The organism is Curtobacterium sp. BRD11 (assembly GCF_031844345.1).
Classification (GTDB): domain Bacteria; phylum Actinomycetota; class Actinomycetes; order Actinomycetales; family Microbacteriaceae; genus Curtobacterium.
Window position 1 is genome coordinate 406326 of record NZ_JAUZUZ010000001.1, and the last position, 22235, is coordinate 428560.

Consider the following 22235-nt stretch of genomic DNA (forward strand, 5'->3'; position numbering starts at 1 on the left):
GGCGACGGCAGCGGTTGCGCGGCGTCCGGACCGGCTGTCGACTCGTTCGAGCATGCTCCGCCCGGCATGCGCCGTGGACCGAGGGGAGTAGCGTGCCGCGGGTGAACACGCCAGCACTCCGTGGCAGCCGGATCCTCGGCTTCGGCCACCACCAACCCGACCGGGTCCTCACCAACGACGAACTGTCGACGATGGTCGACACGAACGACGAGTGGATCACCACCCGCACCGGCATCAGGACCCGCCGGATCGCGGGCCCTGACGACAGCGTCGTGTCGATGGCGATCGAGGCCGGTCGGATGGCCGTCGCCGACGCCGGTCTCGAGCCCTCCGACATCGGGCTCGTGATCGTCGCCTCGACCACGCACCGCGAGCGGTCGCCGTACACGGCCGGACGGGTCGCCGCGGCGCTCGGGATGGCGAACGGTCCGGCACCCATCGACATCAACACGGCGTGCAGCGGCTTCGAGTACGCGATGGCCCTCGCCGACCAGTCGATCCGCGTCGGCGCCTCGGACACCGCCCTCGTGATCGGCTCCGAGACCCTGTCCAGCATCGCCGACTGGACGGACCGCTCGACATGCGTGCTCGTCGGCGACGGTGCCGGAGCCGTGGTGATCGGTGCTGCCGACACCGCGGAGATCGGACCCGTGTCATGGGGGAGCGTGCCGCACCTCAACGAGGCCGTGCTGGTCACGCGCGACCCCGAGTACTTCACGCAGCAGGGTCGGTCGATCTACCGCTGGGCGATCACGGAGGCCGAGGGACACGCCCGCGCGGTCGTCGACGCAGCCGGAGTGACGCTCGACGACATCGGCGTCCTCGCCTTCCATCAGGCGAACCTCCGCATCATCGAGCCGCTGGCCGAGGCGCTCGGCGGCGGGGACAAGTACGTCGTGCGCGACGTGGTCGAGTCGGGGAACACCTCGGCCGCGAGCGTGCCGCTCGGGCTGTCGAAGGCGTGGCACCGCGGGGAGCTGCCGGAGGACACCCTGGCGCTGCTGTTCGGCTTCGGCGGGGGCTTCGCGCACGCCGGGCAGGTGGTGCGGACGCCGAAGCGGCGGTCGTGACCCGGTGACGCGCTGACGGAGGCGGCCCGTCGACGGGCGTCATCAGTCGACGGTCGCCGGACGTCGGGCATCGGCAGTTGTTGACGGAGCCTGTCGACGGCGCTGACCGTCGACGGACGCGGACCGCGCACGGACGGGAGGCGCGGTGCACGCTGGCACCGCGCCTCCCGTCCGTCAGCCGCGCGCCGTCAGCCGTGCGACGTCAGCCGCGCCCGTCGGGTACCTCGCGGTCGTGCTGGGGGTCACGGTGCGGCGTGTCCGCCCAGAGGTCCTCGTCGTCTCGCTCCTTCCGGCGCCACGGCAGCGCTCGACGTTCCTTCTCGTCCGTTCGTCCGTCGCCGGCCGCTCGGTCCTTCGCCCCACGGCCGCGCTCCTTCGTCAGCTTCGTCGGCTTCGTCTCGAGGACGACGGGGAAGTGCCGCGGTGGCAGTCCGAAGCCCTCGCGGGACGCCTGGACGACCTTCTTGCCGAGTGCGTGGTTGCCCAGGCCGCCGACGGCCGCGCCGATGCCGAACGGCAGCGCACGGCCGAGGACCGAGGCGCCCTGCCGCGCTGCGAAGCGCTTGATGAACTGGTCGCGGACCTTGCCACCGATGCCGCTCACCACCTGCTTCGGCAGGGAGGCGGTCACCATCTCGCCCCAGAACGCCGAGCGTGCCTGGCCCCCGGTGGCCTGACCGGCGAGCTGCTTGACGAGTTGCGTCCCCGGAGCGCCGAGGATGAGGGCCATCACGAGGGTGCGCGAGCGTTCCGGGTCCTCGAGGGCGATGCCGTGCACCTCGGTCACCGACTGCGCGAAGAGTGCCGTGGCCTCGAGGAAGCCGACCGTCTCGGCACCGCTGAGGCCGAGCGCCGCTGCCATGCCGACCCCGGGGATCACCGCACTCGCTCCCACGGCAGCGCCCCCCGTGGTCACCGCCGTGAGGTACTGCCGCTCGAGGATCTGGATGACCTCGGCGGGGCTCGCATCCGGGTGGCGACGCCGCACGGCGTTCACGTGCGCGACCACCACGGGACGCTGCACGGCGATGACGCGGTCGAGCATCTTGGTCCACCCCGTGGGATTCTCGGGTGTGGGGGTGCGGTCGTCGCGGGTGTCGGACTGGACCGGGGCGGGCGGCATCGGCACGATCGCCCCGTCGTTGTGCTGTCGGGCCATGACGCAGAACGTACGCCGACGCGGTGGGAGCTCCGCACTCGCAGCATGCCGCGCGCGCCGGCTCGGTGGTCGTGCAGGTCGCCGTCACCGGCACGGCACACCCGCTCGGAGGAGCTTTGCGCGCAAGCGCTCGGGTTCCATCAGGTCGGCCCAGACGACCCGGACGACCGTGCGGACCTCGGGGAACGACCGGATGAAGTCCTCGCGCTGCTTCTCATGCCAGTGTGCGGCGGCGGCGTCCGCACCGTCGCCGTACTTCGCCCGCCCGTCGACCTCGACGACGACGCCCTGGTCCGGGAACCAGAAGTCGACGACTGCCGTCCGGTCTCGCGCACGGCTGAAGACGTGCTGCTGGACGGGCTCCGGCGTCCCGAGCAGTCGGAAGCGCACCCGGCACACCGACTCCGCCGGGGAGTCGGACAGCGCCGACCCCATCCCGAGCGCCGCCGCCGCCTTGTCACGTGCAACGGTGACCGTGTCGGCCGCCTCCGCCAGCATCTCCGGGAGCACACGGCGATCGTGCAACGCCGCGTCGACGGCCGGGAGCACTGCGCCGAGCGGTTCGGTCACGGCCATGTCCACCAGGACGTCGACGAGCGGTTCGACCGTGAGCCCTCCGAACTTGGAGGGGGTGTATGGCGGCGTCCCCTCCCATCGGCCGCGGGGCGCACGCGCGACGGTTGGCCGGACTCGCTGGTACGTCGTCGTCTCCACGCGAGAACGCCGCGGGTCGCGGAGTTCCACTCGATCCGGCAGGGCGCCGACGAGGGGGAGTCCGTGGGCGAGGACGGCGCTGCGGTGCGCCAACAGTGTCGGCGGACGGATGCGGTGTGCAGTGGCGCGGACCAGCAGCAGGTGGTGTTCCTCCGGCAGGAGACCGACGACCGTTCCTGGGTCGACGAGGACACCGGGGCGGATCCTTCGCAGGTCGCCGCGCTGTGCGCGACGTTGGAGCGCACGGCGCTCGGCGGAGGGGAAACAGCTCGTGTGGATGAGGGGGACGGCGAGGACTCGTTCGTGCATGCCCGCAAGCCTCGTGCTCTGGATCGGCATCGACGACGGCAGTTGGCCGAATTGGGGACGGTGAGCCGCGCCTCCCGGCTGTGCAGGAGAGATGGCGGCGAGGAGTGCGACAACGTCCATGTTGTACGACAGTGCATCTGTCGCGCCGGCCGCGAGACGCCGCCGTTGCGCAAGCAGTGCGACAACGTTGATGTCGTACGACAGCGCACTTGTCGCGTCGGCCGCGAGGGGCCGCGGTCTCGCGAGAAGTACGACGAATCCGTTGTCGTACGACAGCGGGTGAGTCGTACGACAGCGCCAGCCAGCGAGCCCCGCTCCCCGCGCCCGCAGCGTGCGCCAGGGCCGCCGCGCTACCGCCGCGCGAGCTCCGCGCGCAGCGGCAGGTCCTGGTCCTCGAGGATGAACTGGGCGCCGACGGCCGTGCGCGCGTGCACGACGACCGGCGCGAGCAGGTTCACCGTCGTGCCGGACGCCCCCGGGTTGGCGACCACGAGGAGCATCGCGTCGGCGGGGTCGGTCAGGCCGATCAGGGCCGCCTGCTCGTCGGTGAGCTCGGGCGCGTAGTCGGGCAGGTGCACCGCGGCGTCGAGCAGGAACAGCCGCGCGTCGTCGCCGTGCAGGGCGAAGAGCCCCTCGGCGCCCTCGACGGGCTCCAGGGTGAACACGGGTGCCGGCGACAGCCCGAACGGCGGCGTGGGGAAGGTCAGGTCGATGCTCATCGGAGGTAGTCCATCAGGGTCGGCTGCAGGACCTTCGCGGTGACGGCGAGGGCTGCCTGGTACGTGGTCTGCTGCACCTGCAGGTCGAGGACCGCACCGGCGAGGTCGAGGTCCTCGATGCCGGCGCGACGGGTCTCCAGCGCGACGGACGAGGTCTTCAGCGCGTCCTGCGCCCCCAGTGCCGCCGCGTGCCGCACACCCACGTCGGCCTGCGCCGCACGGAGGGTGCCGAACGCCGCGTCGACGTCGTTGAGCTTCGGGTTCACGTTCACACCGTTCTGCAGGTCGGCGACGATGCCGTCGATCACCGCGAAGGCCGACGTCGCGCCGGAGCCGAACGCCGCGGCCCCCGGGGTGTCGACCCGCACGGTCTGGGCGTCGCCGACGCGTCGGGACACCGCGGTGGTCGCAGCGGCGAAGCCGTCGGCGCTCGTGTAGGCGGTCGCCTCGGTCGAGGAGCCGGCGAAGACCGACCGCGTGCCGTAGGTCGTGTTGGCGGCGGACTCGAGGTCGGCCTTGAGCGCCCGGAACTGCGTGATGAACGCGTCGCGGGCGGTGTCGTCCATCACACCGGAGTTCGCGGCCTGCACGGTCAGGTCCCGCACCGTCGTCAGCACCGCGTGGGCGCCGGACAGGGCACTGTCGGTCGTCGCGAGCCAGCCCACCGCGTCGTTCGCGTTGCGCGTGTACTGCGCGGCGGCGGCCTGCTCCTTCCGCACCTGCATCGACGAGCCGGTGCCGACCGGGTCGTCCGACGGCTTCGCGATCGCCTGCAGCGTGGTGGCGCGCTGCGTGGCGTCGGCGACGCGGGCGGCGTTCGCCTGCAGCCGCTCCGTCGCGGCCGTGATCGACATCTGGGTGGTCACACGGGTGATCACGGTCAGCCCCTCCCGACGAGTCCGACGCGGTTGATGAGCGTGTCGAGCATCTCGTCGACCGCGGTGAGGACGCGCGCTGCGCCCTGGTAGGCGTGCTGGTAGCTGAGCAGGTTGACGTTCTCCTCGTCGAGGTCCACGCCGGCGCCGGACTGCTGTTGCGTGCGCGCGCTGGTGAGCGCGAGTCCGGTGAGCGTCGCCTCCGACGAGGCCGTCCGGGAGGCGCTGCCCACCCCCGCCACGAAGCTCGCCCAGGTGCTGTCCGCACCCCCGGCGACCGTGCCGAGTCGCGAGAGCGTGTCGGCGAACGAGTCGTCGAGTTGTCCCGCAGCGTTCCGCGTCGCCAGCCCGTCGCCGTCGGTCGGGACGACCGAGAGGCCCTGCGCGGCCGGGGTGCCCGCGGCGAGGGCGAAGAACGGCGCTCCGGTGGCACCCGAGGGCGTGGTGCCCTTCGCGTGCTCGGTGTTCACGGTCTCGGCGAGTCGGGTCGCGACCCGGTCGTACGCGGCTGACGCCTCGGCGATGGCGCCGCCCGTACCGCCGGCAGCGGGGGCGAGGAGTGCGAGCGCGCCACCGATCGAGCCGCCGTCGAGCGTCACCGAGCCGGCACTGCCCGAGGTCCAGCGGAGGGACACGGCAGCGCCGTCGCCCAGACGCGCGCCGCCCTCGAGCGCGACGGTGCGGACGGTGTCGCCCTGCACGAGCGGGTTGCCGCCGAGGAGGACGTCGACGGTGCCGTCGGAGTTCGTCCGGACCGTGCCACCGGCGAGTCCCGCGATCTGCTGCGTGAGCCGGTCGCGCTGGTCCTGCAGTTCGTTCGCGCTGCCACCGGCGGCGAGGGCCGACCGGATCTGCACGTTCAGCCCGGCGACCTGCTCCGCCGCGGCGTTGAGCTGGTCGACCTGGGTCGCGGCCGTCGAACGGACCGTCGCCCACTGCGTGTCGAGCGCCCTCGAGCCGGTGGCGAGGGCGGTCGCGACGGTGGTCGCGGCGGCGATCACGGACGAGGCGGCGCCCGCGTCGTCGGGGTGCGCGGCGAGGTCGCCCCACGCGGACCAGAAGACGTCGAGCTGTGCCGACAGACCGTTCTTCCCGGGCTCGTGCAGGCCGTCCTCGATCGCCGAGAGCCCGGTCGCGCGGGTCTGTGCCCAGGCCGACGAGCCGGTCGCCGCGCGGAGGCCGGCGTCGAGCGTCAGGGAGCCGAGGCGTGCGATGCCGTCGACGGAGACGCCCTGCCCGGCGAGGGCAGCGGTGCCGTGCACGAAACCGGTCTGCACGGCGGGGACCGACGACTGCGTGACGCGCTGGCGCGTGTACCCGGCGGTGCCGGCGTTGGCGATGTTCTGCCCGGTGACGTCGATGCCGGCGCGTGCCGCGGTCAGGCCGGAGTAGGCGGTCGCGAGGGATCCGAAGGTGCTCACCACGGTGCTACAGGGTCCCCTCGAACAGGCGTGCGCCGTCGGGACGGGAGCCGGAGCTGCCCGAGGCGTCGTAGGTGGACGCGTCGCCGACCGAGCCGGCGAGGGTCTCCTCGGTGGCCTGGGCAGCCGTCCGGAGGAAGCGGTCGTTCTCGTCGCGGAGCGCGCCGATGTGCGTCGTCAGCTCGACCATCGCGGCGAGGTGCGTCGCGAGGATCTCGCCCCAGGGTCCGTTCGGCGCGGCGGCGACCACGTCGCGCAGGGGAGCGTCGGGGTCGACACCCCACTCCTCGGCGACGGCGGCACTCGACGCGGCGCGCTCGAGCCCGGTGCTGCGGAGCCGTTCGAGGACCTGCTCGACCTCGCGGCTGGCGTGCGACACCCAGCGGGAGCGCCCGGCGGCGAGCAGGAGCTGCTCCTCCTCGAGCTTGAACGTGAGCAGTTCGAGCAGTTCGCGCTCGCGCCAGAGGACGGCGGACAGGTCGTTCACGCTCATGGCTCCTCCCGGTTCGGGATCGGTGTCGGCGACCAGCGGGTCGTGCCGGTCCGCCTTCCGGTGGACAGCGGGGACTATCGACGCCGGGCGGTCCGTCGTAAGCGGACCGCGGCGGTGGACGCGAGCACGAGACGGGCCGGCGCTGCTCGGCGGAGCGGTGCCGCGCCTCCCGGCCGTGCGCTCCCGGGGGACGCACCGTCACCCAGACCGGGGGACAGAACCGGCGGTTCGTGCCGGTTTGTCCGCCGAAGTGCGGACCGCCGGAACCCCGCGTCCCCCCGCACTGGGGACGTTCACAGCCTGCACCGGTGACTTCCCAGCCGATACATTCGAATCGCACCGCGGGGGACACTCCCGCACCGCGTCGCAGGGGCGCGGGTGCACCGCCCGGAGGGAACCGGGTGGTTCTTCGTCGACCGCACCGGCCTCCCGAGGGCCGGTGTCCGTCGCGCCCACGGACGGGTCAGTCAGCACGTCGACCAGGGGAAGCCAATGGACCGGAACGCACGCAACGCGATGATCGTGGAGCACCTGCCGCTCGTCGGCTACATCGTGTCGGACGTCCGTGCGCGGGCCACCCACCTCGACCGTGACGACCTGGCTGCCGTGGGCTCGCTCGCACTCGTCGCCGCCGCCGAGGCCTTCGACCCGGAGCTCGGCGTGCCCTTCGGCGCCTACGCCCGCACCCGGATCACCGGTGCGCTCGCGGACGACATGCGCTCGTCCGACTGGGCGTCGCGCGGCACCCGGAAGCGCATCCGCGAGACCCTCGCGACGCAGGAGGCCCTGTCCGCCCGACTCGGTCGCTCGGTCGGCGTGCAGGAGATCGCCGACGCGATGGGCGTCGACCGCCAGACCGCCGCCGACGCCATGTCCGACGCCGCACGGACGGTCGGCACGATCGACGAGACCGTGCACGACGTCATCGCGTCCGAGGACCCGCTGCCCGGAGAGGACCTGCTCGAGGCCGAGAAGCGCCGCTACCTGCGCGCCGCCGTCGCCGCGCTGCCCGACCGGATGCGCTACGTCGTCGAGAACGTCTACTTCGGCGACCGCTCGGTCACCGAGGTCGCGGCCGAGCTCGGGATCACGCACTCCGCGGTGTCGCAGCAGCGGTCCGAGGCGATGCGGCTCCTGCGGGACGGCCTCGCCGAGCACTACGGCGACGGCACCGCGGTCGAGCCGGTGTCGCGCACGACCGCCGCGCGGCGCAGTGCGTACCTGGCGCGGGTCGCGGCGAACGCCGCCGCCGGGGTCGCCAGGGCCGTGCAGGACGCGTCGGTGCCGACGGTCGTCGCAGCCAGCTGATCTTCGGCGAGGAGATTTCCTCGCCGACACCTAACGACCTCGGCGGACCTGCCGAGAGTCACGGATGTCAGCCCATGGACGGGCAGACACCACCACCCAAGGATTCACGGAGGAAACCACCATGGGTATGTCCATCAACACCAACCTCTCGGCACTCAACACGTACCGGAACCTCAACGCGACGCAGAACGACCTGTCGAAGTCCCTCGAGAAGCTCTCGACCGGTCTCCGCATCAACCGCGCCGCTGACGACGCTTCGGGCCTGACGATCTCCGAAGGACTCAAGTCGCAGGTCGGTGGCCTCACGGTCGCCGCCCGCAACGCGCAGGACGGCATCTCCGTCGTGCAGACCGCTGAAGGTGGCCTCACCGAGACCCACTCGATCCTCCAGCGCATGCGCGACCTCGCCGTCCAGGCGGGTAACGACTCGAACAACGACACTTCGCGCAAGGCGATCGAGACCGAGGTCGGGCAGCTCCAGCAGGAGCTCGTGCGCATCTCGGACTCGACCAACTTCAACGGGATCAAGCTGCTCGACGGGAAGGCAGCGACTAACGCGGCCGACGTCGCCGCCGGCGGCGGTTCGGGGAAGCTCACCTTCCAGGTCGGCGCGAACTCGGGCGACTCCTCGAAGATCACTGTCGACCTCAAGCAGGCGGATGTCTCTGCAGTTGCGAAGAACCTGACCGTTGACGGCGTCGACGCCACTGGCGCCGCCACCACCGGCGCGCTGCACTTCGACACGAACGAGAACGCGCAGAAGGCAATCGTCGCCATCGACGCGGAGATCAAGAACGTGTCGGCTGCTCGTTCGAACATCGGTGCGGTCCAGAACCGCTTCGACCACGCCATCAACGTGACGAACGTGGCCAAGGAGAACCTGACCGCGGCGAGCTCGCGCATCACCGACGTCGACATGGCGCAGGAGATGGTCAAGTACACCCGCGACAACATCCTGAGCCAGGCCGGCACCTCGATGCTCGCGCAGGCGAACCAGAGCACCCAGGGCGTGCTCTCGCTCCTCCGCTAGCACCACCGACGCCGTCGTCCGGAGGAGTTCGAGTCCTCCGGACGGCGGCGTCACCACACCCACGACCACCCCCGACGACAGGGAGCCCCGCGATGTCGACGTCGTCCGTCTCGGGCAACAGTCTCGCGATCGACGGTCTGGTCAGCGGTCTCAAGACCTCCGACCTGATCAACTCGCTGATGACCATCGAGCAGGTCCCGCAGACCCTGCTCAAGAACAAGCTCACCGACACCAACTCGTTCGTCTCCTCGTTGCAGACGATCAACTCGCTCGTGCAGACGCTCGCGACGAAGGCCGGCGACGCAGCCAAGGCCACCTCGCTCGACGTGTACGCCGCGAAGAGCTCGTCCACCGGGGTCACCGTCGCGACCGACGCCACCGCCTCGGCCGGCTCCGTCAGCTTCCAGGTCGGGTCGACCGCGGCGGCACACGTCGGCGTCACCGCCGCGATGTCCACCTGGGCGTCCGCAGCCGAGCCGCTCACGCTCGTCGGTGCCGACGGGAAGAAGACCACCGTCACACCGGCCTCGGGATCGCTCGACGACGCGGTCACCGCGATCAACAAGGCCGGCGCCGGCGTGACCGCGACGAAGGTCGCGGCCGGGACCGACACCGACGGCACGAAGCTCTACCGCCTGCAGCTCAGCGCGACGAAGACCGGCGCAGCGGCCTCCTTCACGCTCTACCGCGGCTCGTCCGACGACGTGACGGCCGGTACCGCGACGAACGTCTTCACCCAGCCGGGAGCCGCCGTCGTCACCCAGGGCAAGGACGCGAGCGTCACACTCTGGGCGGGGACCGCCGCCGCACAGACGGTCACGAGCGCCACGAACACGTTCGACGACCTGCTGCCGGGGCTCGACGTCACGGTCACGCAGACCACCACCGACCCGGTGACCGTCACGGTCGCGCAGGACACCACGAAGGCCCAGGCCGTCGCGTCCGGACTCGTCGACGCACTCAACGCCATCACCTCGTACTACGCCACGAACACGGCGGTGACGAGCACCACGAGTCCGACCACCGGCACCACGTCGACGAAGGCCGGGGTCCTGACCGGGGACGGCACGACCCGCGACGCGGTACAGCGCCTCACCACGACGATGTCGACGCCGGTCAACGGGAAGTCGCCGTCGTCCATCGGCATCGTCATCCAGAAGGACGGCACCTTCAGCTTCGACGCCGCGGTCTTCCAGAAGGCCCTGGCGGACGACCCGCAGGGCACCCAGGCCATGCTGTCCGGCGTCGCGACGAACGTCGGCGCCGCGGCGACGGCCGCGTCGGACAAGTACACGGGGTCGATCACGACCTCGATCACCGGGCAGCAGTCGGTCGCGAAGGACCTGACGACGCAGATCGACAACTGGTCGGACCGGCTCACCGCACGACGGGCCACGCTGCAGGCGCAGTACTCCGCCCTCGAGACCAGCCTCAGCAAGCTCCAGTCCCAGTCGGCGTGGCTCTCCAGCCAGCTGGCATCGACGTCGAAGTGACGGGAACGACCATGAACGCCTTCGACCTGCAGTCCGCCGCCTTCCGTCAGGCCGCACAGCCCCGCACGGTGACCGACCAGCGCCGAGCGCAGTACACGAACGAGGCCGTGCTCTCGGCGACGCCAGCACAGCTCGTCACGATGCTCTACGACCGGCTGCTCCTCGACCTGCACCGCGCCGAGGCCGCGCAGACGACGTCCGACTGGGAGGCCGCGCGCGAGCAGCTGCTGCACGCCCAGGCCATCGTCGGCGAGCTGTCGTCCACGCTCCGTATCGACGTGTGGGACGGCGGCGAGGGGCTCCTCGCGATCTACAACTACGCGTCGACGTCGTTGATCACCGCGAACGTGCACCGCGACGTGCAGGCGACGCGCGACTGCATCCGGATCCTGGAGCCGCTGCGCCAGTCGTGGCACGAGGCCGCCGCGGCGCTGCCGACGACCCAGGCGCCGCAGGTCGGCACCGGGGGAGCGCTCGGTGTCGCCTGACCCGCACCCCACCCCCGCCGCGGAGACCGCCGACGGTGCGTGGGCCGCGGTGCTCGACGCCCTCGAGCACGAGCTGACCACGATCGACGCGACCACGGACGGCACCGCAGCGATCGTCCTCGACGCGACCCCGTGGGTCGTCCCGACCACGCTCGGACCGGTGCCGCGCGCGCTGGTGGGTCGTGCCTCCCGGCTGCTGGCCGCGCAGCGCGACCGGATGTCGGCGCTCGAGACCGAGCGGCGGCAGACCCTGGAGCACCTCGGCGCGCTCCGTCAGGTCGCGGCGACGGACGAGCCGCGCGGCTCCGTGTACCTGGACGCCTCCGCCTGAGGCGCGCCTGCTCGAGCGAGCACGACGACAGATGCGTCGTCGCACGACAGCGGTTCCGTCGTGTCGGTCGTGGGTCGTCGCGCACCTCCGGCCGGGACGACAGATGCGTCGTCGGACGACAGCGGCTTCGTCGCACCACAGCGGAGCACGCGACGAGTGTTCGACGAGCCCCGCCGCCGCAGCCAGGCCCCGCCCCCCGTTCGGGGCGAGCCCTAACGTCCCCAGCGCCGCCGCCGACAGCGCCCTCCGAGCACGGATCGCTCACTCGTTCGGCCACGGATCGGCCACCGCCAATCGGCGCCGTCGCACGACGTCGCACACCGAGGGGACGGGCCACCCGTGTTCGATTCCGTGACGAGCGTCGCGCTGCAGAGCGCGCTCGACGGGCTGTCGCTGCGACAGCGCACCATCGCGAACAACGTCGCGAACATCAACACGCCGAACTACCACGCCGAGAAGGTGCGCTTCGAGGACGCCCTCGCGCAGTCGATCGTGCACGGTGACGGGCACGCGACCGCGACCACCGCGCGCAGCCTCGAGCCGACGAACGAGATCGGCAACAACGTCAACCTCGACCAGGAGACCCTGTCGAACGTGGACACGGTCCTGCGCTACCAGTTCGCCACCCAGGCGGTCGGCGGCGAGGCGACGGCCCTCCGCGCCGCGATGCGGACGAACTCGTGACGACCTTCGACGCGATCGGCATCGCGAGCACCGGCATGACCGTGCACCGGAAGTGGCTCGACGCGATCTCGGACAACATCGCCAACGTCAACACGGTCCGCTCGATGGACGACTCCGCGTTCCAGGCCCGCTACGTCGAGGTCCAGGAGGGCGCCGGCACGTCGGGCGCCTACGTCAAGGGCGCAGCGTTCGGCAGCGCCGCCGGACGCGTGACCTACGACCCGGACAACCCGCTCGCGAACGCGGAGGGCTACGTCCGCATGCCGGACATCGACCTCGGCACGCAGATGGCGGACCTCATCATGGCCCAGCGCGGGTACCAGGCGAACGCCGCCGTGGTCGACCGTGCCAAGACCGCCTACGAGGCGGCACTGCAGATCGGGAAGAACTGATGCCCATCGACGCACTGAACGGTGTGACCACCAACGCGATGACCCGTGCGTTCGCCGGCGCCGCGGACGCTGCGACCGGTGCCGGAGCGCTCGGCGGTGCCGCGGGCGCCGGCGCGGTCCAGCCGACCACCCGCGGCGACGGCTTCGCCGCGAGCCTCGGCAACGCGGTCGACGGGCTCCAGCAGCTGCAGAGTGACTCGAAGACCCTGGCGCTCAAGGCCGTCACGGGCAACCTCGACGACATCCACGACGCCACCATCGCGTCCACCCGTGCCCAGGTCACCCTCGAGCTCGTCGCAGCCGTCCGCAACAAGGGCGTCGACGCGTTCAACGAGATCATGCGGATGCAGGCCTGATGCCCGCCGCGATGCAGAACACGTGGGGGCGGCTCGTCGCCTACGTGAAGGGCTTCTCCGCCGCGCAGCGCACCATCGCGCTGATCGGCGTCGCCGCACTCGTGCTCGGTGGGATCGCCCTCGCCAGCTGGCTCGGCAAGGCGTCCTACGCGCCGCTCTTCACCGGACTGGCCGCAGCCGACGCGAGCTCGATCACCGACCAGCTGACGACCGACGGTGTGCCGTACCAGCTGACCGACGGCGGCGCGACGATCCTCGTGCCGCAGGACAAGGTGTACTCGGAGCGGCTCAAGGCGGCGTCGAACAACCTGCCGTCGTCGAACGAGGGCGGCTACTCGCTCCTCGACAAGATGGGCGTGACGAGCTCGGAGTTCCAGCAGGACGTCACCTACAAGCGGGCGATCGAGGGCGAGCTGGCGAAGACGATCTCGTCGATGGACGGCGTGAAGGCCGCCACCGTGCAGCTCGCCATCCCCGAGAAGACCGTCTTCGTGTCCGAGGAGAAGGACCCGACGGCGTCGGTGTTCGTCGCGACCGAGAACGGCGCGCAGCTCACCACGGACCAGGTGCAGTCGATCGTGCACCTGACGAGCGCCGCGGTCGAGGGGATGCAGCCCACCGACGTCTCCGTCGTGGACCAGAAGGGCCAGACCCTCTCCGCGGTCGGTACCGGAGCGACCGGCAGCGGCGCCGACCAGGCCGCCGACTACGACGCGGCCACCCGGAAGAAGATCCAGGACCTGCTCGACACCACGCTCGGACCGGGCAACGCGAGCGTGGTGGTCTCGGCGACGATGAACCAGCAGTCGGGCACCCGGACCTCGGAGAGCTTCGCCCAGCCGAAGGGCGGCGCGGTCGCCCTCAACGAGTCCAGCTCGACGGAGGAGTACGGCTCCGGGTCCGGTGCGGGCGCCGGTGCGACCGGTGTCCTCGGTCCGGACAACATCGCGGTGCCGAACGGGACCGCCGGCGGCACCACCACGAACGGCACGGCCGCCGGTGACGACGGCTACAAGAACGAGTCGGCGACGAAGAACAACGCCGTCGACAAGACCACCGAGACGACGCAGATCCCCGCCGGTGGTGTCGAGCGACAGACCATCTCGGTCGCCCTGAACTCCCGCGCCGACTCGGTGCAGAACGCGAACCTGCAGAGCATCAACGACCTGGTGTCCGCCGCCGCCGGAGCCGACAACGCCCGGGGCGACCAGGTCCGCGTCGCGATGATGGACTTCGACGACTCCGCCGCGAAGGACGCCGCCAAGGCCCTCGAGGAGCAGCAGCAGGCCGAGCAGCAGCAGGCCATGTGGTCGGCCATCCGCACCGCCGGCATCGTCGTCGCCGTCCTCGCCGCCGCGATCGTGCTCGCGATCGTGCTGGCACGCCGTGCCCGCCGGCAGTCGCGCGAGGCCGTCGACGTCGGCGAGCTCGACGCCTTCGCCGGTGAGACGTTCGAACTGCCCCTCGGCACCGACGACCTGGCGATCCCGGCCGTCGAGCCGCAGACGGTCGCGCTGCAGACGCTGCCCCACGACGACGCCCCGACCGAGGTGCTGACGACGGACGAGATCAGCGCCGAGCGTCGCCGGCAGGAGATCTCCGCGCTGGCCGAGCGCGACCCGAAGCGCACCGCCGACCTGCTCCGCGGGCTCCTCGACGACCGGTCGCCGGTGTGAGCGCGCTCGTCCCGGTCCCCGCCGGCGGGGGCACCACCGACCGCGCCCTGACCGGCGCGCAGAAGGTCGCGCTCATCCTCATGCAGATGGAGACCGAGCGCGCGGCCGAGGTGATGAAGCAGTTCACCGAGCTCGAGGCCGAGGAGATCAGCGCCGAGATCGTCCGGATGCGCCGCGTGGACGACTCCGTCGTGGACCGCACGATGAGCGAGTTCCACCGCATCACGCAGCGCGGCCGCGTGCAGAAGCGCGGCGGCAAGGACGCCGCGCTCGGGCTGCTCGAGGCGTCGTTCGGGTCCGAACGCGCCGCGGGCGTGATGGACCGGCTGGCCTCGAACCTCGCCGGGCAGTCGTTCGAGTTCCTCGACGACGCCGAACCCGGCCAGGTCGTCAGCCTGCTCGAGGGCGAGCTGCCCCAGACCATCGCCCTCGTGCTCGCGCACCTGCAGCCCGGGCAGGCGAGCGCGGTGCTCGCCGGGGTCGACGACCGTGTCCGCACCGACGTCGCCCAGGCCTTCGCCACGATGGGCACGGCGACCCCCGAGGCCGTCGGGATCGTCGCCGGCGTCCTCCGCCAGCGCGCCGGTGCCGTGGTCTCGCCGCGCGAGAGCGTCGAGGTCGTCGGCGGCATCGCGCCCCTGGTCGAGATCATCAACCGCTCGGACGTCGCCACCGAGAAGGCCGTGCTCGACGGCCTCGAGGCGCGCGACCCGGAGCTCGCGGAGGACATCCGCTCGCGGATGCTCACGTTCGAGGACATCGTCAAGCTCGAGTCGCGCGACATCCAGCAGGTGCTCCGCGGCATCGACTCGAAGCTCCTCGCGACCGCCATGAAGGGTGCGCCGACGCCGGTCGTCGAGACGATCCGCGCGAACGTGTCCGAGCGCAACCGCGAGCTGCTGGACGACGAGCTGCAGGCCATGGGCCCCGTGCGCGTCTCGCAGGTCGAGGAGGCGCGCGCCGAGGTGGTCCGCTCCGTCCGCGAGCTGGAGGCCGAGGGCACGATCACCGTCCACCGCGCCGAGGAGGACGAGCTCGTTGACTGACACCACCGTGCAGCGCGTCGCGTTCCCCGTGCTCGGGAGCGCGACGACCCGCGACCTCGCAGCGGCCGCCGACGTGCGCGGCCACGCCGCGGGCTACGCCGCGGGCCTCCGTGCCGCCCAGGCCGAGACCGCTGCGCTGCACGCCCGGCTCGAGGCCGAGCACGCAACGCGACTCGCGGCGCTCCAGGCCGAGACCGTCCGCCGTGTCCAGGTGCTCGACGCGGCCACGAACGCGATGCTCTCCCAGGTCGTGCCGGTGCTGGCCGACGCCGAGGAGTCCCTGGTCGACGCTGCGCTCGACCTGGCCGAGGCCGTCGTCGGACACGTGGTGCGTTCCGGGCGCCAGGACGACGCGACCGGCGAGGGCGACGGCCAGGAGGCACGCCCCACCACCGGTGCGGAGGCGACCGTCCGTCGGGCGCTCGCCTCGGTCGACGCCACCGTCGCGGTGGCCGTCCGGCTCAGCCCCGCCGACGCAGCCCGCGTCGCCGACCTCGCGCTGCCGGTCCCGGTCGTGCCGGACGTGGCGCTGCTCGACGGCGACGCCGTCGTGGACCTGCCGGACGGGCTGCTCGACCTCCGCATCGGCGCAGCGCTCGACCGTGCGCGCGCGGCGCTGGGCCGCTCCGCCGACCGGCCGGAGGCGCCCCGGTGACCGCGACCCTCCTCCGTCCCCGTGGGCTCGACGAGGCGATCGCCCTCGCCGCGCCGCAGCGCGTGGGCCTCGTCACGAGCGCGGTGGGCCTCGGGCTGACCGTCGCCGGGGTCGAGGCCCGGATCGGCGACGTCCTGACCGTCGGCACCGAGGGCAGTCCGCAGACCCCCGTCGAGGTCGTCGCCACCGATCCCACGGGTGTGCGCTGCATGCCGCTCGGACGCCTCGTCGCGGTGACCGCGGGCACCCCCGTCCGCCCGACCGGTCGTCCCGTGCTGGTGCCGACCGGTGCAGGGCTGTTCGGCCGGGTGCTCGACGGGCTCGGGCGGCCGATCGACGACCGTGGTCCGCTCGACACCGACGGCTGGGTGCCGCTCGACCACGCGACGCCGAACGCCATGGCGCGCACGCGGATCGACGCGCCGATGCAGCTCGGCGTCCGCGTGCTCGACACCCTGACGACCGTGGGTCGCGGACAGCGCATGGGCCTGTTCGCCGGCTCCGGCGTCGGCAAGTCCTCGCTGCTGTCGATGATCGCGCGCGGGAGCGACGCAGCCGTCAACGTCATCGCCCTGGTGGGGGAGCGCGGCCGCGAGGTCCGGGAGTTCCTCGAGGACGACCTCGGGCCCGAGGGTCTCGCCCGCTCGATCGTCGTCGTCTCGACGTCCGACGAGCCGGCCCTGATGCGTCTGCGCGCGGCGTTCGTCGCCACCCGGATCGCGGAGTCGTTCCGCGACGCCGGGCAGGACGTCGTGCTCATGATGGACTCGCTCACCCGCGTCGCGATGGCGCAGCGCGAGATCGGACTGTCCGTGGGCGAACCGCCCGCGACCCGGGGCTACCCGCCTTCGACCTTCTCGGTGCTCGCCGGGCTCCTCGAGCGCGCGGGCACCGACCGGGTCGGCAGCATCACCGGGCTCTACACCGTGCTCGTGGACGGTGACGACCACAACGAGCCGATCGCGGACAGCGCCAGGAGCATCCTCGACGGGCACGTCGTGCTCGACCGGAAGCTCGCCGTGACCGGGCACTTCCCGTCCGTCGACGCGCTCGGCTCGGTGTCCCGCGTCGCCTCGAAGGTCACCGAGCCGTGGCAGCGTGCTGCGGCCACCGCGCTCCGGAAGGTGATGGCGGCCCGCCGGAACGCGCAGGACCTGCTCGACGTCGGCGCCTACCAGCCCGGCACGAACCCGCTCGTCGACGCAGCGGTCACCCACCAGGACGCGATCGACGCGTTCCTCCGACAGGGGATGGACGACCGCGCCGACGCCGGGACGTCCTGGCGAGCCCTCGACGCCCTCGTCGCCCGACTGGGGGTGTCCGCCTGATGGCCCGACGCTTCCCCCTCGCCGGCCTGCTGCGTCTGCGGCACGCCGAGCAGGACCGCGCCGCCGCCGCCTTGGCCGCCGCGAACGACCGTGTCCGCGACGCCGCCGACGCTCGCATCGCCGCGCGGCGGAACCTGGCGGACCGCGAGCAGGAGCAGCTCGTCACGGACGCCGCGACGCTGAGCGCGCTCGCGGCCGCGCGGGCCTCGACCCGCGGGATGCTCGAGGAGCTCGACGCCGTCGCACGCACCCGTCGTGCCGATGCCGATGCCGCCCGGACCGCGTACTCCGCCGCCCGCCGTGCCGCGCTCGGCCTCGAGAAGCTCGAGGGCCACCACGACCGCGAGCAGGCCGCCGCCGACCTGCGCGCCGAGCAGGACGCCCTCGACGAGATCGCGGCACGACGCCGCACGGAAGGTGGTGCCCGATGAGCGTCGACGCCGTGCTCTCCCGGATCGCCGAGATCCGCACCCAGATCGACGCCCTGCGCGGCGGTACCACCGCCTCCGCGGGCGGCTCCGCCTCGAACGAGGCCACGACCGGCGCGTTCGCCGACGCCCTGGCGACCGCGACCGGGACGTCGACGAGCGCCGGCGCCGCCGGCACCGCTGCTGCCGACGGGGCGTCCCGCACGCCGGCCACCTCGGTCGACGCGGGCCGCGGCACCCTGGCGACCGGCAGCGGCGCCACCGGGTCCGACGTGGTCGAGGACGCGAAGAAGTACCTCGGTGTGCCCTACGTGTTCGGCGGGACGACCCGGTCCGGCATGGACTGCTCCGGGCTGGTGCAGACGGTGTTCAAGGACCTCGGGGTGACGATGCCGCGCGTGGTGCCCGACCAGGCGGACATGGGGGTGCCCGTCGGGTCGCTCAAGGACGCGAAGCCGGGCGACCTCATCATCCCGAAGGGCGAGCAGCACATCGTGATCTACGTCGGTGACGGCAAGGTGCTGCACGCACCCCGACCCGGCAAGGACGTCCGGATCGTGGACAACTGGTACAAGGACTCCGACATCGCGACGATCCGCCGCATCGTGCCGAGCGAGGCCGCGGCTCCTGCGGCGACCCGGTCGGTCTCCGCAGCAGGTGCGGCGCAGTCGGTCACCGACCTGCAGACCGCGGCACTCCTGTCGGCGATGCGGGGGAGTGCCGCATGAGCACCGTGAGCACGACGACCCTCTCCCCGGCTCCCGCCGCACCGGGGAGTGCTGCGACCGCCGGGGCGACCACCTCGGCGCTGCCGTTCGGCGCCGCCCTCGCCGCGGTGCTCGCGCCGGCCGCGTCGAGCACGTCGGGCGGCGCGTCGGTGGGGACCGCGGGCGTCACCGGTGCGCCGTCCGGGACGGCCGCCGCCTCGGGTGCCCCCGCCACGGGCGCTCCGGCCTCGACCGCCGCTGCCCCGAACACCGCGGACACGACCACCGCGGACACGACGGCCGCTGTCCCCGCCACCGACCCGACGCTGCTCGGCATCGTGCCGGTGCCCACCGCCCTCGTCGCGGTCCCGTCGGCCAGCGCCGCCGCCGTGTCGGACGATGCGGTGTCGCCCCAGGTCGGGACCGCGGGGACGGACGGTGTCGCGCCCTCGGCCGGCAATGCACGACCGACCGGGGCCTCCGACCCGCTCGGAGTCACAGAAACGCGCGGGACCGCCGGTCCTGCCAGCACCGCGGACCGCGCAGCGGCGGCCGGGATCGCTACGCCGGCACCGGTTGCCGGCTCCGGACCCGCCGTTGCGCGCTCCACCGGACCGCAGGTCGGCGTCGTGCCGTCCACGACCGCTCGACCTGCAGGAACGTCCGGCGCTCCCCGGCCCGGTGCGGCACAGCCCGCCGTGGTCCGTCCCGCTGCGGCGCCGCTCGAAGGCGACGTGTCCGACTCATCCGACGTGTCCGCGGGAACGACGCCCGTCCTCGCGACCACGCCGTCGACGACCGGTGCACCCGGCGCGCCCTCGACGACCGCCACCTCTGCGGCGACCGGCTCGACCGTCGCGTCCCCGTCGGTCCTCGGACCCGTCGCGGTGGACGGGGCGTCGAGCTCCGCCGCTCCCGGAGCCGCGACAGCCGTCGCCGTGACCGCGTCCGCGAGCACGACGACCGAGACCACCACTGCCGGGACCACCACGACCGGGACCACCACGACCGGGGCCACCGCGACCCTGACCGCCACGACCCTTCCCACCACGACGGCGAGCAGCCCGCTCGCGACGACGGACGCCGCGGCCGAGGCCGCCGGCCCCACGGCAGCGACCAGCGTGTCGTCGGCGCCGCAGGCCGGTCGCCCTGCCGACACCGCTACGGCGAGCACGGCGACCGCCGCCGCCCCGGTCGTGCAGACCGGACCGGCCACCGGGGCCCGGAGCGACCACGGGTCGGACCGGCGGACGGGCGGCCAGGGTGATCCGAGCCTCCAGGCCGTGACCGCCCCGCGCAGTGGCGAGACGCCGTTCGCGGTCCCCGCACCCGCGACGACCGGGCTCCCGACCGCGCCGGGCGCGGCGACGGCGAACGCCCCGGTGCCCCTCGCACAGCAGCTCGCGCGCCCGGTGTTCACGCTCGCGCAGGCCGGTCCCGGCGACCACGTCGTCACGGTGCAGGTCACGCCCGACGCGCTCGGTCCCGTCACGGTCCGCGCGCACGTGACCGCGCACGGGATGCACGTCGAGCTCTTCGCCGCGTCGGACGCCGGCCGCGACGCGGTCCGGCAGGTGCTGCCCGACCTCCGCCGTGACGCTGCCGGCAGCGGGACCACCACGACCCTCGACCTGTCCTCCCAGAACCACCCGGGCGCGCAGCCCGATCGCGACGACCGGCCGGCACCGACGGTGCTGCGCCCGGGAGTCGGCCTGGAGGCCCGCCCCACCCCGACCGCGCCGGTCACCACCCGGCCCACCACCGTCCGATCCGTCGGACTCGACGTCCTCGCCTGACGCGGACACGAGAAGGAGACCACACCATGCCCCTCGACGGCATCACCGGCTCGGTGGACGCTGCCACGCAGGCAGCGGCGATCGCCCAGACCGCCGGTGCGAAGAAGTCCCAGACGATGGACTCGGAGGTGTTCATGAAGCTGCTCGTCACGCAGCTCCGGAACCAGGACCCGTCCTCGCCGATGGACACCAACCAGATGATCAGCCAGCAGACGCAGCTCGCGACGATGGAGCAGATCACCAACCAGACCACGACGGCGAACGAGAACTTCTCGCTGCAGATGCGGATCGCCGCCGCGAACCTCGTCGGGAAGCAGGTCAGCTACACCGACGCGAGCACCGGGACCGCGGTCTCGGGCACCGCCACCGCCGTGTCGTACGCGAACAGCGTGCCGACCGTGACCGTGAACGGGAAGGAGGTCGACCTCGACGTGATCTCCGGTATCAAGGCCGCCTGACCCGCGGCCGCGCTCCTCGTCCCCCTCCTGTTCGTCCTCCCTCCACGAGTCTTCCCTCCACGAGTCTTCCTTCCACGAAAGGTCGCACCATGCTCCGCTCCCTCTACTCCGGCATCTCCGGTCTCCGTTCGCACCAGCAGATGCTCGACGTCACCGGCAACAACATCGCCAACGTCAACACCGTCGGCTTCAAGTCGTCGACCACCGTCTTCCAGGACACCCTGTCGCAGATGACCCAGGGTGCCGGAGGACCGCAGACCGGCCTCGGCGGCACGAACCCCGCGCAGATCGGCCTCGGCGTGCAGGTCGCCGGCGTCTCCACCAACTTCGCGCAGGGCTCCGCACAGGCCACCGGCAAGGCCACCGACCTGATGATCTCCGGCGACGGGTTCTTCGTCACCCGCCTCGGCAACGACACCGTCTACTCCCGCGCCGGCGCGTTCGACTTCGACGCCGACGGTCGCCTCGTCACCGCCGACGGCAAGATCGTGCAGGGCTACTCGGCCACGAACGGTGTGGTCAACGAGGGTGGCGGCCTGACCGACATCCGGCTGCCCATCGACGCCGCAGCACCCGCGGTGCGGACCACGACGGCCGGGGTCACGGGCAATCTGCCGTCCGAGACCGCCGTCGACGCCCAGAAGGTCCGCGAGGCCACCGTCTACGGCCCGGACGGCGAGAAGCGCTCCCTCACGCTGACCTACACGAAGACCTCGGCGACGCAGTGGAGCGTCCAGGGCCGCATCGACGGCGGGACGCTCGGCCCGGCGACGACGCTGACGTTCAACACCGACGGGTCGCTCGCCAGCGGTGGCCCCGTCACCGTCGGCGGGATCACCGTCGACGTCTCGAAGACGACCGGCTACGCGTCGCTCGACACCGCGTCGATCTCGGAGCAGAACGGCAGCGCGGCCGGCTCCCTGCAGGGGTACTCGATCTCGAAGGACGGCACCGTCGTCGGGTCGTTCTCCAACGGGTCCTCGCTGGCGATCGGCCGCATCGCCCTCGCCACCTTCGCGAACCCGGCCGGCCTCGAGAAGACCGGCGCATCCGGGTACGGCGCGACCGCGAACTCCGGCCAGGCCACCGTCGGCGCACCCGGCGACCCGGGTGTGGGACAGCTCGCCTCGGGCACCCTCGAGATGTCGAACGTGGACCTGTCGCAGGAGTTCACGAACCTGATCGTGGCGCAGCGCGGCTTCCAGGCGAACGCGCGGATCATCACGACCTCGGACGAGGTGCTGCAGGAGCTGACGAACCTGAAGCGGTAGGGGAGCGGGGCGGTCGGTCGCGGCCGCG

24 protein-coding genes are annotated in these 22235 nt (G+C 72.5%); 18 read left to right on the forward strand and 6 right to left on the reverse strand.

The window, feature by feature from the left end; genetic code table 11:
* Positions 1–101 precede the first annotated feature (101 nt).
* Positions 102–1070: a beta-ketoacyl-ACP synthase 3 gene (locus Q9R28_RS01805; RefSeq protein WP_209682805.1), complete on the forward strand. Its 969-nt coding sequence runs from the start codon at positions 102–104 to the stop codon at positions 1068–1070.
* A 202-nt stretch (positions 1071–1272) separates the two neighbouring features.
* On the opposite strand, the gene Q9R28_RS01810 is transcribed toward Q9R28_RS01805, so the two are convergent.
* The 6 genes from Q9R28_RS01810 to Q9R28_RS01835 form a co-directional block, all read right to left on the reverse strand.
* Positions 1273–2229, reverse strand: coding sequence for a hypothetical protein (locus Q9R28_RS01810; RefSeq protein ID WP_311205349.1), 957 nt, complete (start codon positions 2227–2229; stop codon positions 1273–1275).
* An 84-nt stretch (positions 2230–2313) separates the two neighbouring features.
* Complete coding sequence (locus Q9R28_RS01815) at positions 2314–3252, reverse strand: hypothetical protein (RefSeq protein ID WP_311205350.1); 939 nt, start codon at positions 3250–3252, stop codon at positions 2314–2316.
* Between the two features lie 350 nt (positions 3253–3602).
* Complete coding sequence (fliW, locus tag Q9R28_RS01820; protein ID WP_209682800.1) at positions 3603–3971, reverse strand: flagellar assembly protein FliW; 369 nt, start codon at positions 3969–3971, stop codon at positions 3603–3605.
* Complete coding sequence (locus Q9R28_RS01825; RefSeq protein WP_066654097.1) at positions 3968–4849, reverse strand: flagellin; 882 nt, start codon at positions 4847–4849, stop codon at positions 3968–3970. Before Q9R28_RS01825 ends, fliW begins: the two co-directional genes overlap by 4 nt.
* Before the next feature lie 2 nt (positions 4850–4851).
* Positions 4852–6267, reverse strand: coding sequence for a flagellar hook-associated protein FlgK (gene flgK, locus Q9R28_RS01830; RefSeq protein ID WP_311205351.1), 1416 nt, complete (start codon positions 6265–6267; stop codon positions 4852–4854).
* 7 nt (positions 6268–6274) lie between these two features.
* Entirely contained in the window at positions 6275–6760 is a 486-nt protein-coding gene (locus Q9R28_RS01835; RefSeq protein ID WP_066654099.1) for a flagellar protein FlgN, read from the reverse strand.
* A gap of 492 nt (positions 6761–7252) precedes the next feature.
* Here Q9R28_RS01835 and Q9R28_RS01840 point away from each other — a divergent pair, with 492 nt between their 5' ends.
* From Q9R28_RS01840 to Q9R28_RS01920, 17 genes are all read left to right on the forward strand, one after another.
* Positions 7253–8068 (forward strand): sigma-70 family RNA polymerase sigma factor, encoded by an 816-nt coding sequence (locus Q9R28_RS01840; protein WP_251160276.1) that lies wholly within the window; start codon positions 7253–7255, stop codon positions 8066–8068.
* Between the two features lie 121 nt (positions 8069–8189).
* Complete coding sequence (locus Q9R28_RS01845; RefSeq protein ID WP_289470825.1) at positions 8190–9098, forward strand: flagellin; 909 nt, start codon at positions 8190–8192, stop codon at positions 9096–9098.
* Between the two features lie 92 nt (positions 9099–9190).
* On the forward strand, positions 9191–10591 hold the full coding sequence (fliD, locus tag Q9R28_RS01850; protein WP_311205352.1) for a flagellar filament capping protein FliD: 1401 nt from the start codon (positions 9191–9193) through the stop codon (positions 10589–10591).
* 11 nt (positions 10592–10602) lie between these two features.
* Positions 10603–11079, forward strand: coding sequence for a flagellar export chaperone FliS (gene fliS / locus Q9R28_RS01855; RefSeq protein WP_235426581.1), 477 nt, complete (start codon positions 10603–10605; stop codon positions 11077–11079).
* Complete coding sequence (locus Q9R28_RS01860; RefSeq protein ID WP_311205353.1) at positions 11069–11410, forward strand: hypothetical protein; 342 nt, start codon at positions 11069–11071, stop codon at positions 11408–11410. The genes fliS and Q9R28_RS01860 overlap by 11 nt, the downstream gene beginning before the upstream one ends.
* A gap of 339 nt (positions 11411–11749) precedes the next feature.
* Positions 11750–12094 (forward strand): flagellar basal body protein, encoded by a 345-nt coding sequence (locus tag Q9R28_RS01865; protein ID WP_066654107.1) that lies wholly within the window; start codon positions 11750–11752, stop codon positions 12092–12094.
* The gene (locus Q9R28_RS01870) at positions 12091–12486 is read left to right on the forward strand and encodes a flagellar basal body rod protein FlgC (RefSeq protein ID WP_224442989.1); all 396 of its coding nucleotides are present in this window, start codon (positions 12091–12093) and stop codon (positions 12484–12486) included. Before Q9R28_RS01865 ends, Q9R28_RS01870 begins: the two co-directional genes overlap by 4 nt.
* Positions 12486–12842: a flagellar hook-basal body complex protein FliE gene (fliE, locus tag Q9R28_RS01875; RefSeq protein WP_311205354.1), complete on the forward strand. Its 357-nt coding sequence runs from the start codon at positions 12486–12488 to the stop codon at positions 12840–12842. The genes Q9R28_RS01870 and fliE overlap by 1 nt, the downstream gene beginning before the upstream one ends.
* The gene (fliF, locus tag Q9R28_RS01880; RefSeq protein WP_066654109.1) at positions 12842–14518 is read left to right on the forward strand and encodes a flagellar basal-body MS-ring/collar protein FliF; all 1677 of its coding nucleotides are present in this window, start codon (positions 12842–12844) and stop codon (positions 14516–14518) included. The genes fliE and fliF overlap by 1 nt, the downstream gene beginning before the upstream one ends.
* On the forward strand, positions 14515–15564 hold the full coding sequence (fliG, locus tag Q9R28_RS01885; RefSeq protein ID WP_081984829.1) for a flagellar motor switch protein FliG: 1050 nt from the start codon (positions 14515–14517) through the stop codon (positions 15562–15564). Before fliF ends, fliG begins: the two co-directional genes overlap by 4 nt.
* On the forward strand, positions 15557–16219 hold the full coding sequence (locus Q9R28_RS01890; protein WP_311205355.1) for a hypothetical protein: 663 nt from the start codon (positions 15557–15559) through the stop codon (positions 16217–16219). The genes fliG and Q9R28_RS01890 overlap by 8 nt, the downstream gene beginning before the upstream one ends.
* Entirely contained in the window at positions 16216–17547 is a 1332-nt protein-coding gene (locus tag Q9R28_RS01895; RefSeq protein ID WP_066654112.1) for a FliI/YscN family ATPase, read from the forward strand. The genes Q9R28_RS01890 and Q9R28_RS01895 overlap by 4 nt, the downstream gene beginning before the upstream one ends.
* The gene (locus Q9R28_RS01900) at positions 17547–17978 is read left to right on the forward strand and encodes a flagellar export protein FliJ (RefSeq protein ID WP_251160270.1); all 432 of its coding nucleotides are present in this window, start codon (positions 17547–17549) and stop codon (positions 17976–17978) included. Before Q9R28_RS01895 ends, Q9R28_RS01900 begins: the two co-directional genes overlap by 1 nt.
* Positions 17975–18703 carry a C40 family peptidase gene (locus Q9R28_RS01905; RefSeq protein ID WP_251160269.1) on the forward strand — a complete coding sequence of 243 codons (729 nt, stop codon included), beginning with the start codon at positions 17975–17977 and terminating at the stop codon, positions 18701–18703. Before Q9R28_RS01900 ends, Q9R28_RS01905 begins: the two co-directional genes overlap by 4 nt.
* The gene (locus tag Q9R28_RS01910; RefSeq protein ID WP_311205356.1) at positions 18700–20478 is read left to right on the forward strand and encodes a flagellar hook-length control protein FliK; all 1779 of its coding nucleotides are present in this window, start codon (positions 18700–18702) and stop codon (positions 20476–20478) included. The genes Q9R28_RS01905 and Q9R28_RS01910 overlap by 4 nt, the downstream gene beginning before the upstream one ends.
* Before the next feature lie 26 nt (positions 20479–20504).
* Complete coding sequence (locus tag Q9R28_RS01915) at positions 20505–20936, forward strand: flagellar hook assembly protein FlgD (RefSeq protein ID WP_251155430.1); 432 nt, start codon at positions 20505–20507, stop codon at positions 20934–20936.
* An 89-nt stretch (positions 20937–21025) separates the two neighbouring features.
* Complete coding sequence (locus Q9R28_RS01920) at positions 21026–22207, forward strand: flagellar hook protein FlgE (RefSeq protein ID WP_271826180.1); 1182 nt, start codon at positions 21026–21028, stop codon at positions 22205–22207.
* Positions 22208–22235: the final 28 nt, after the last annotated feature.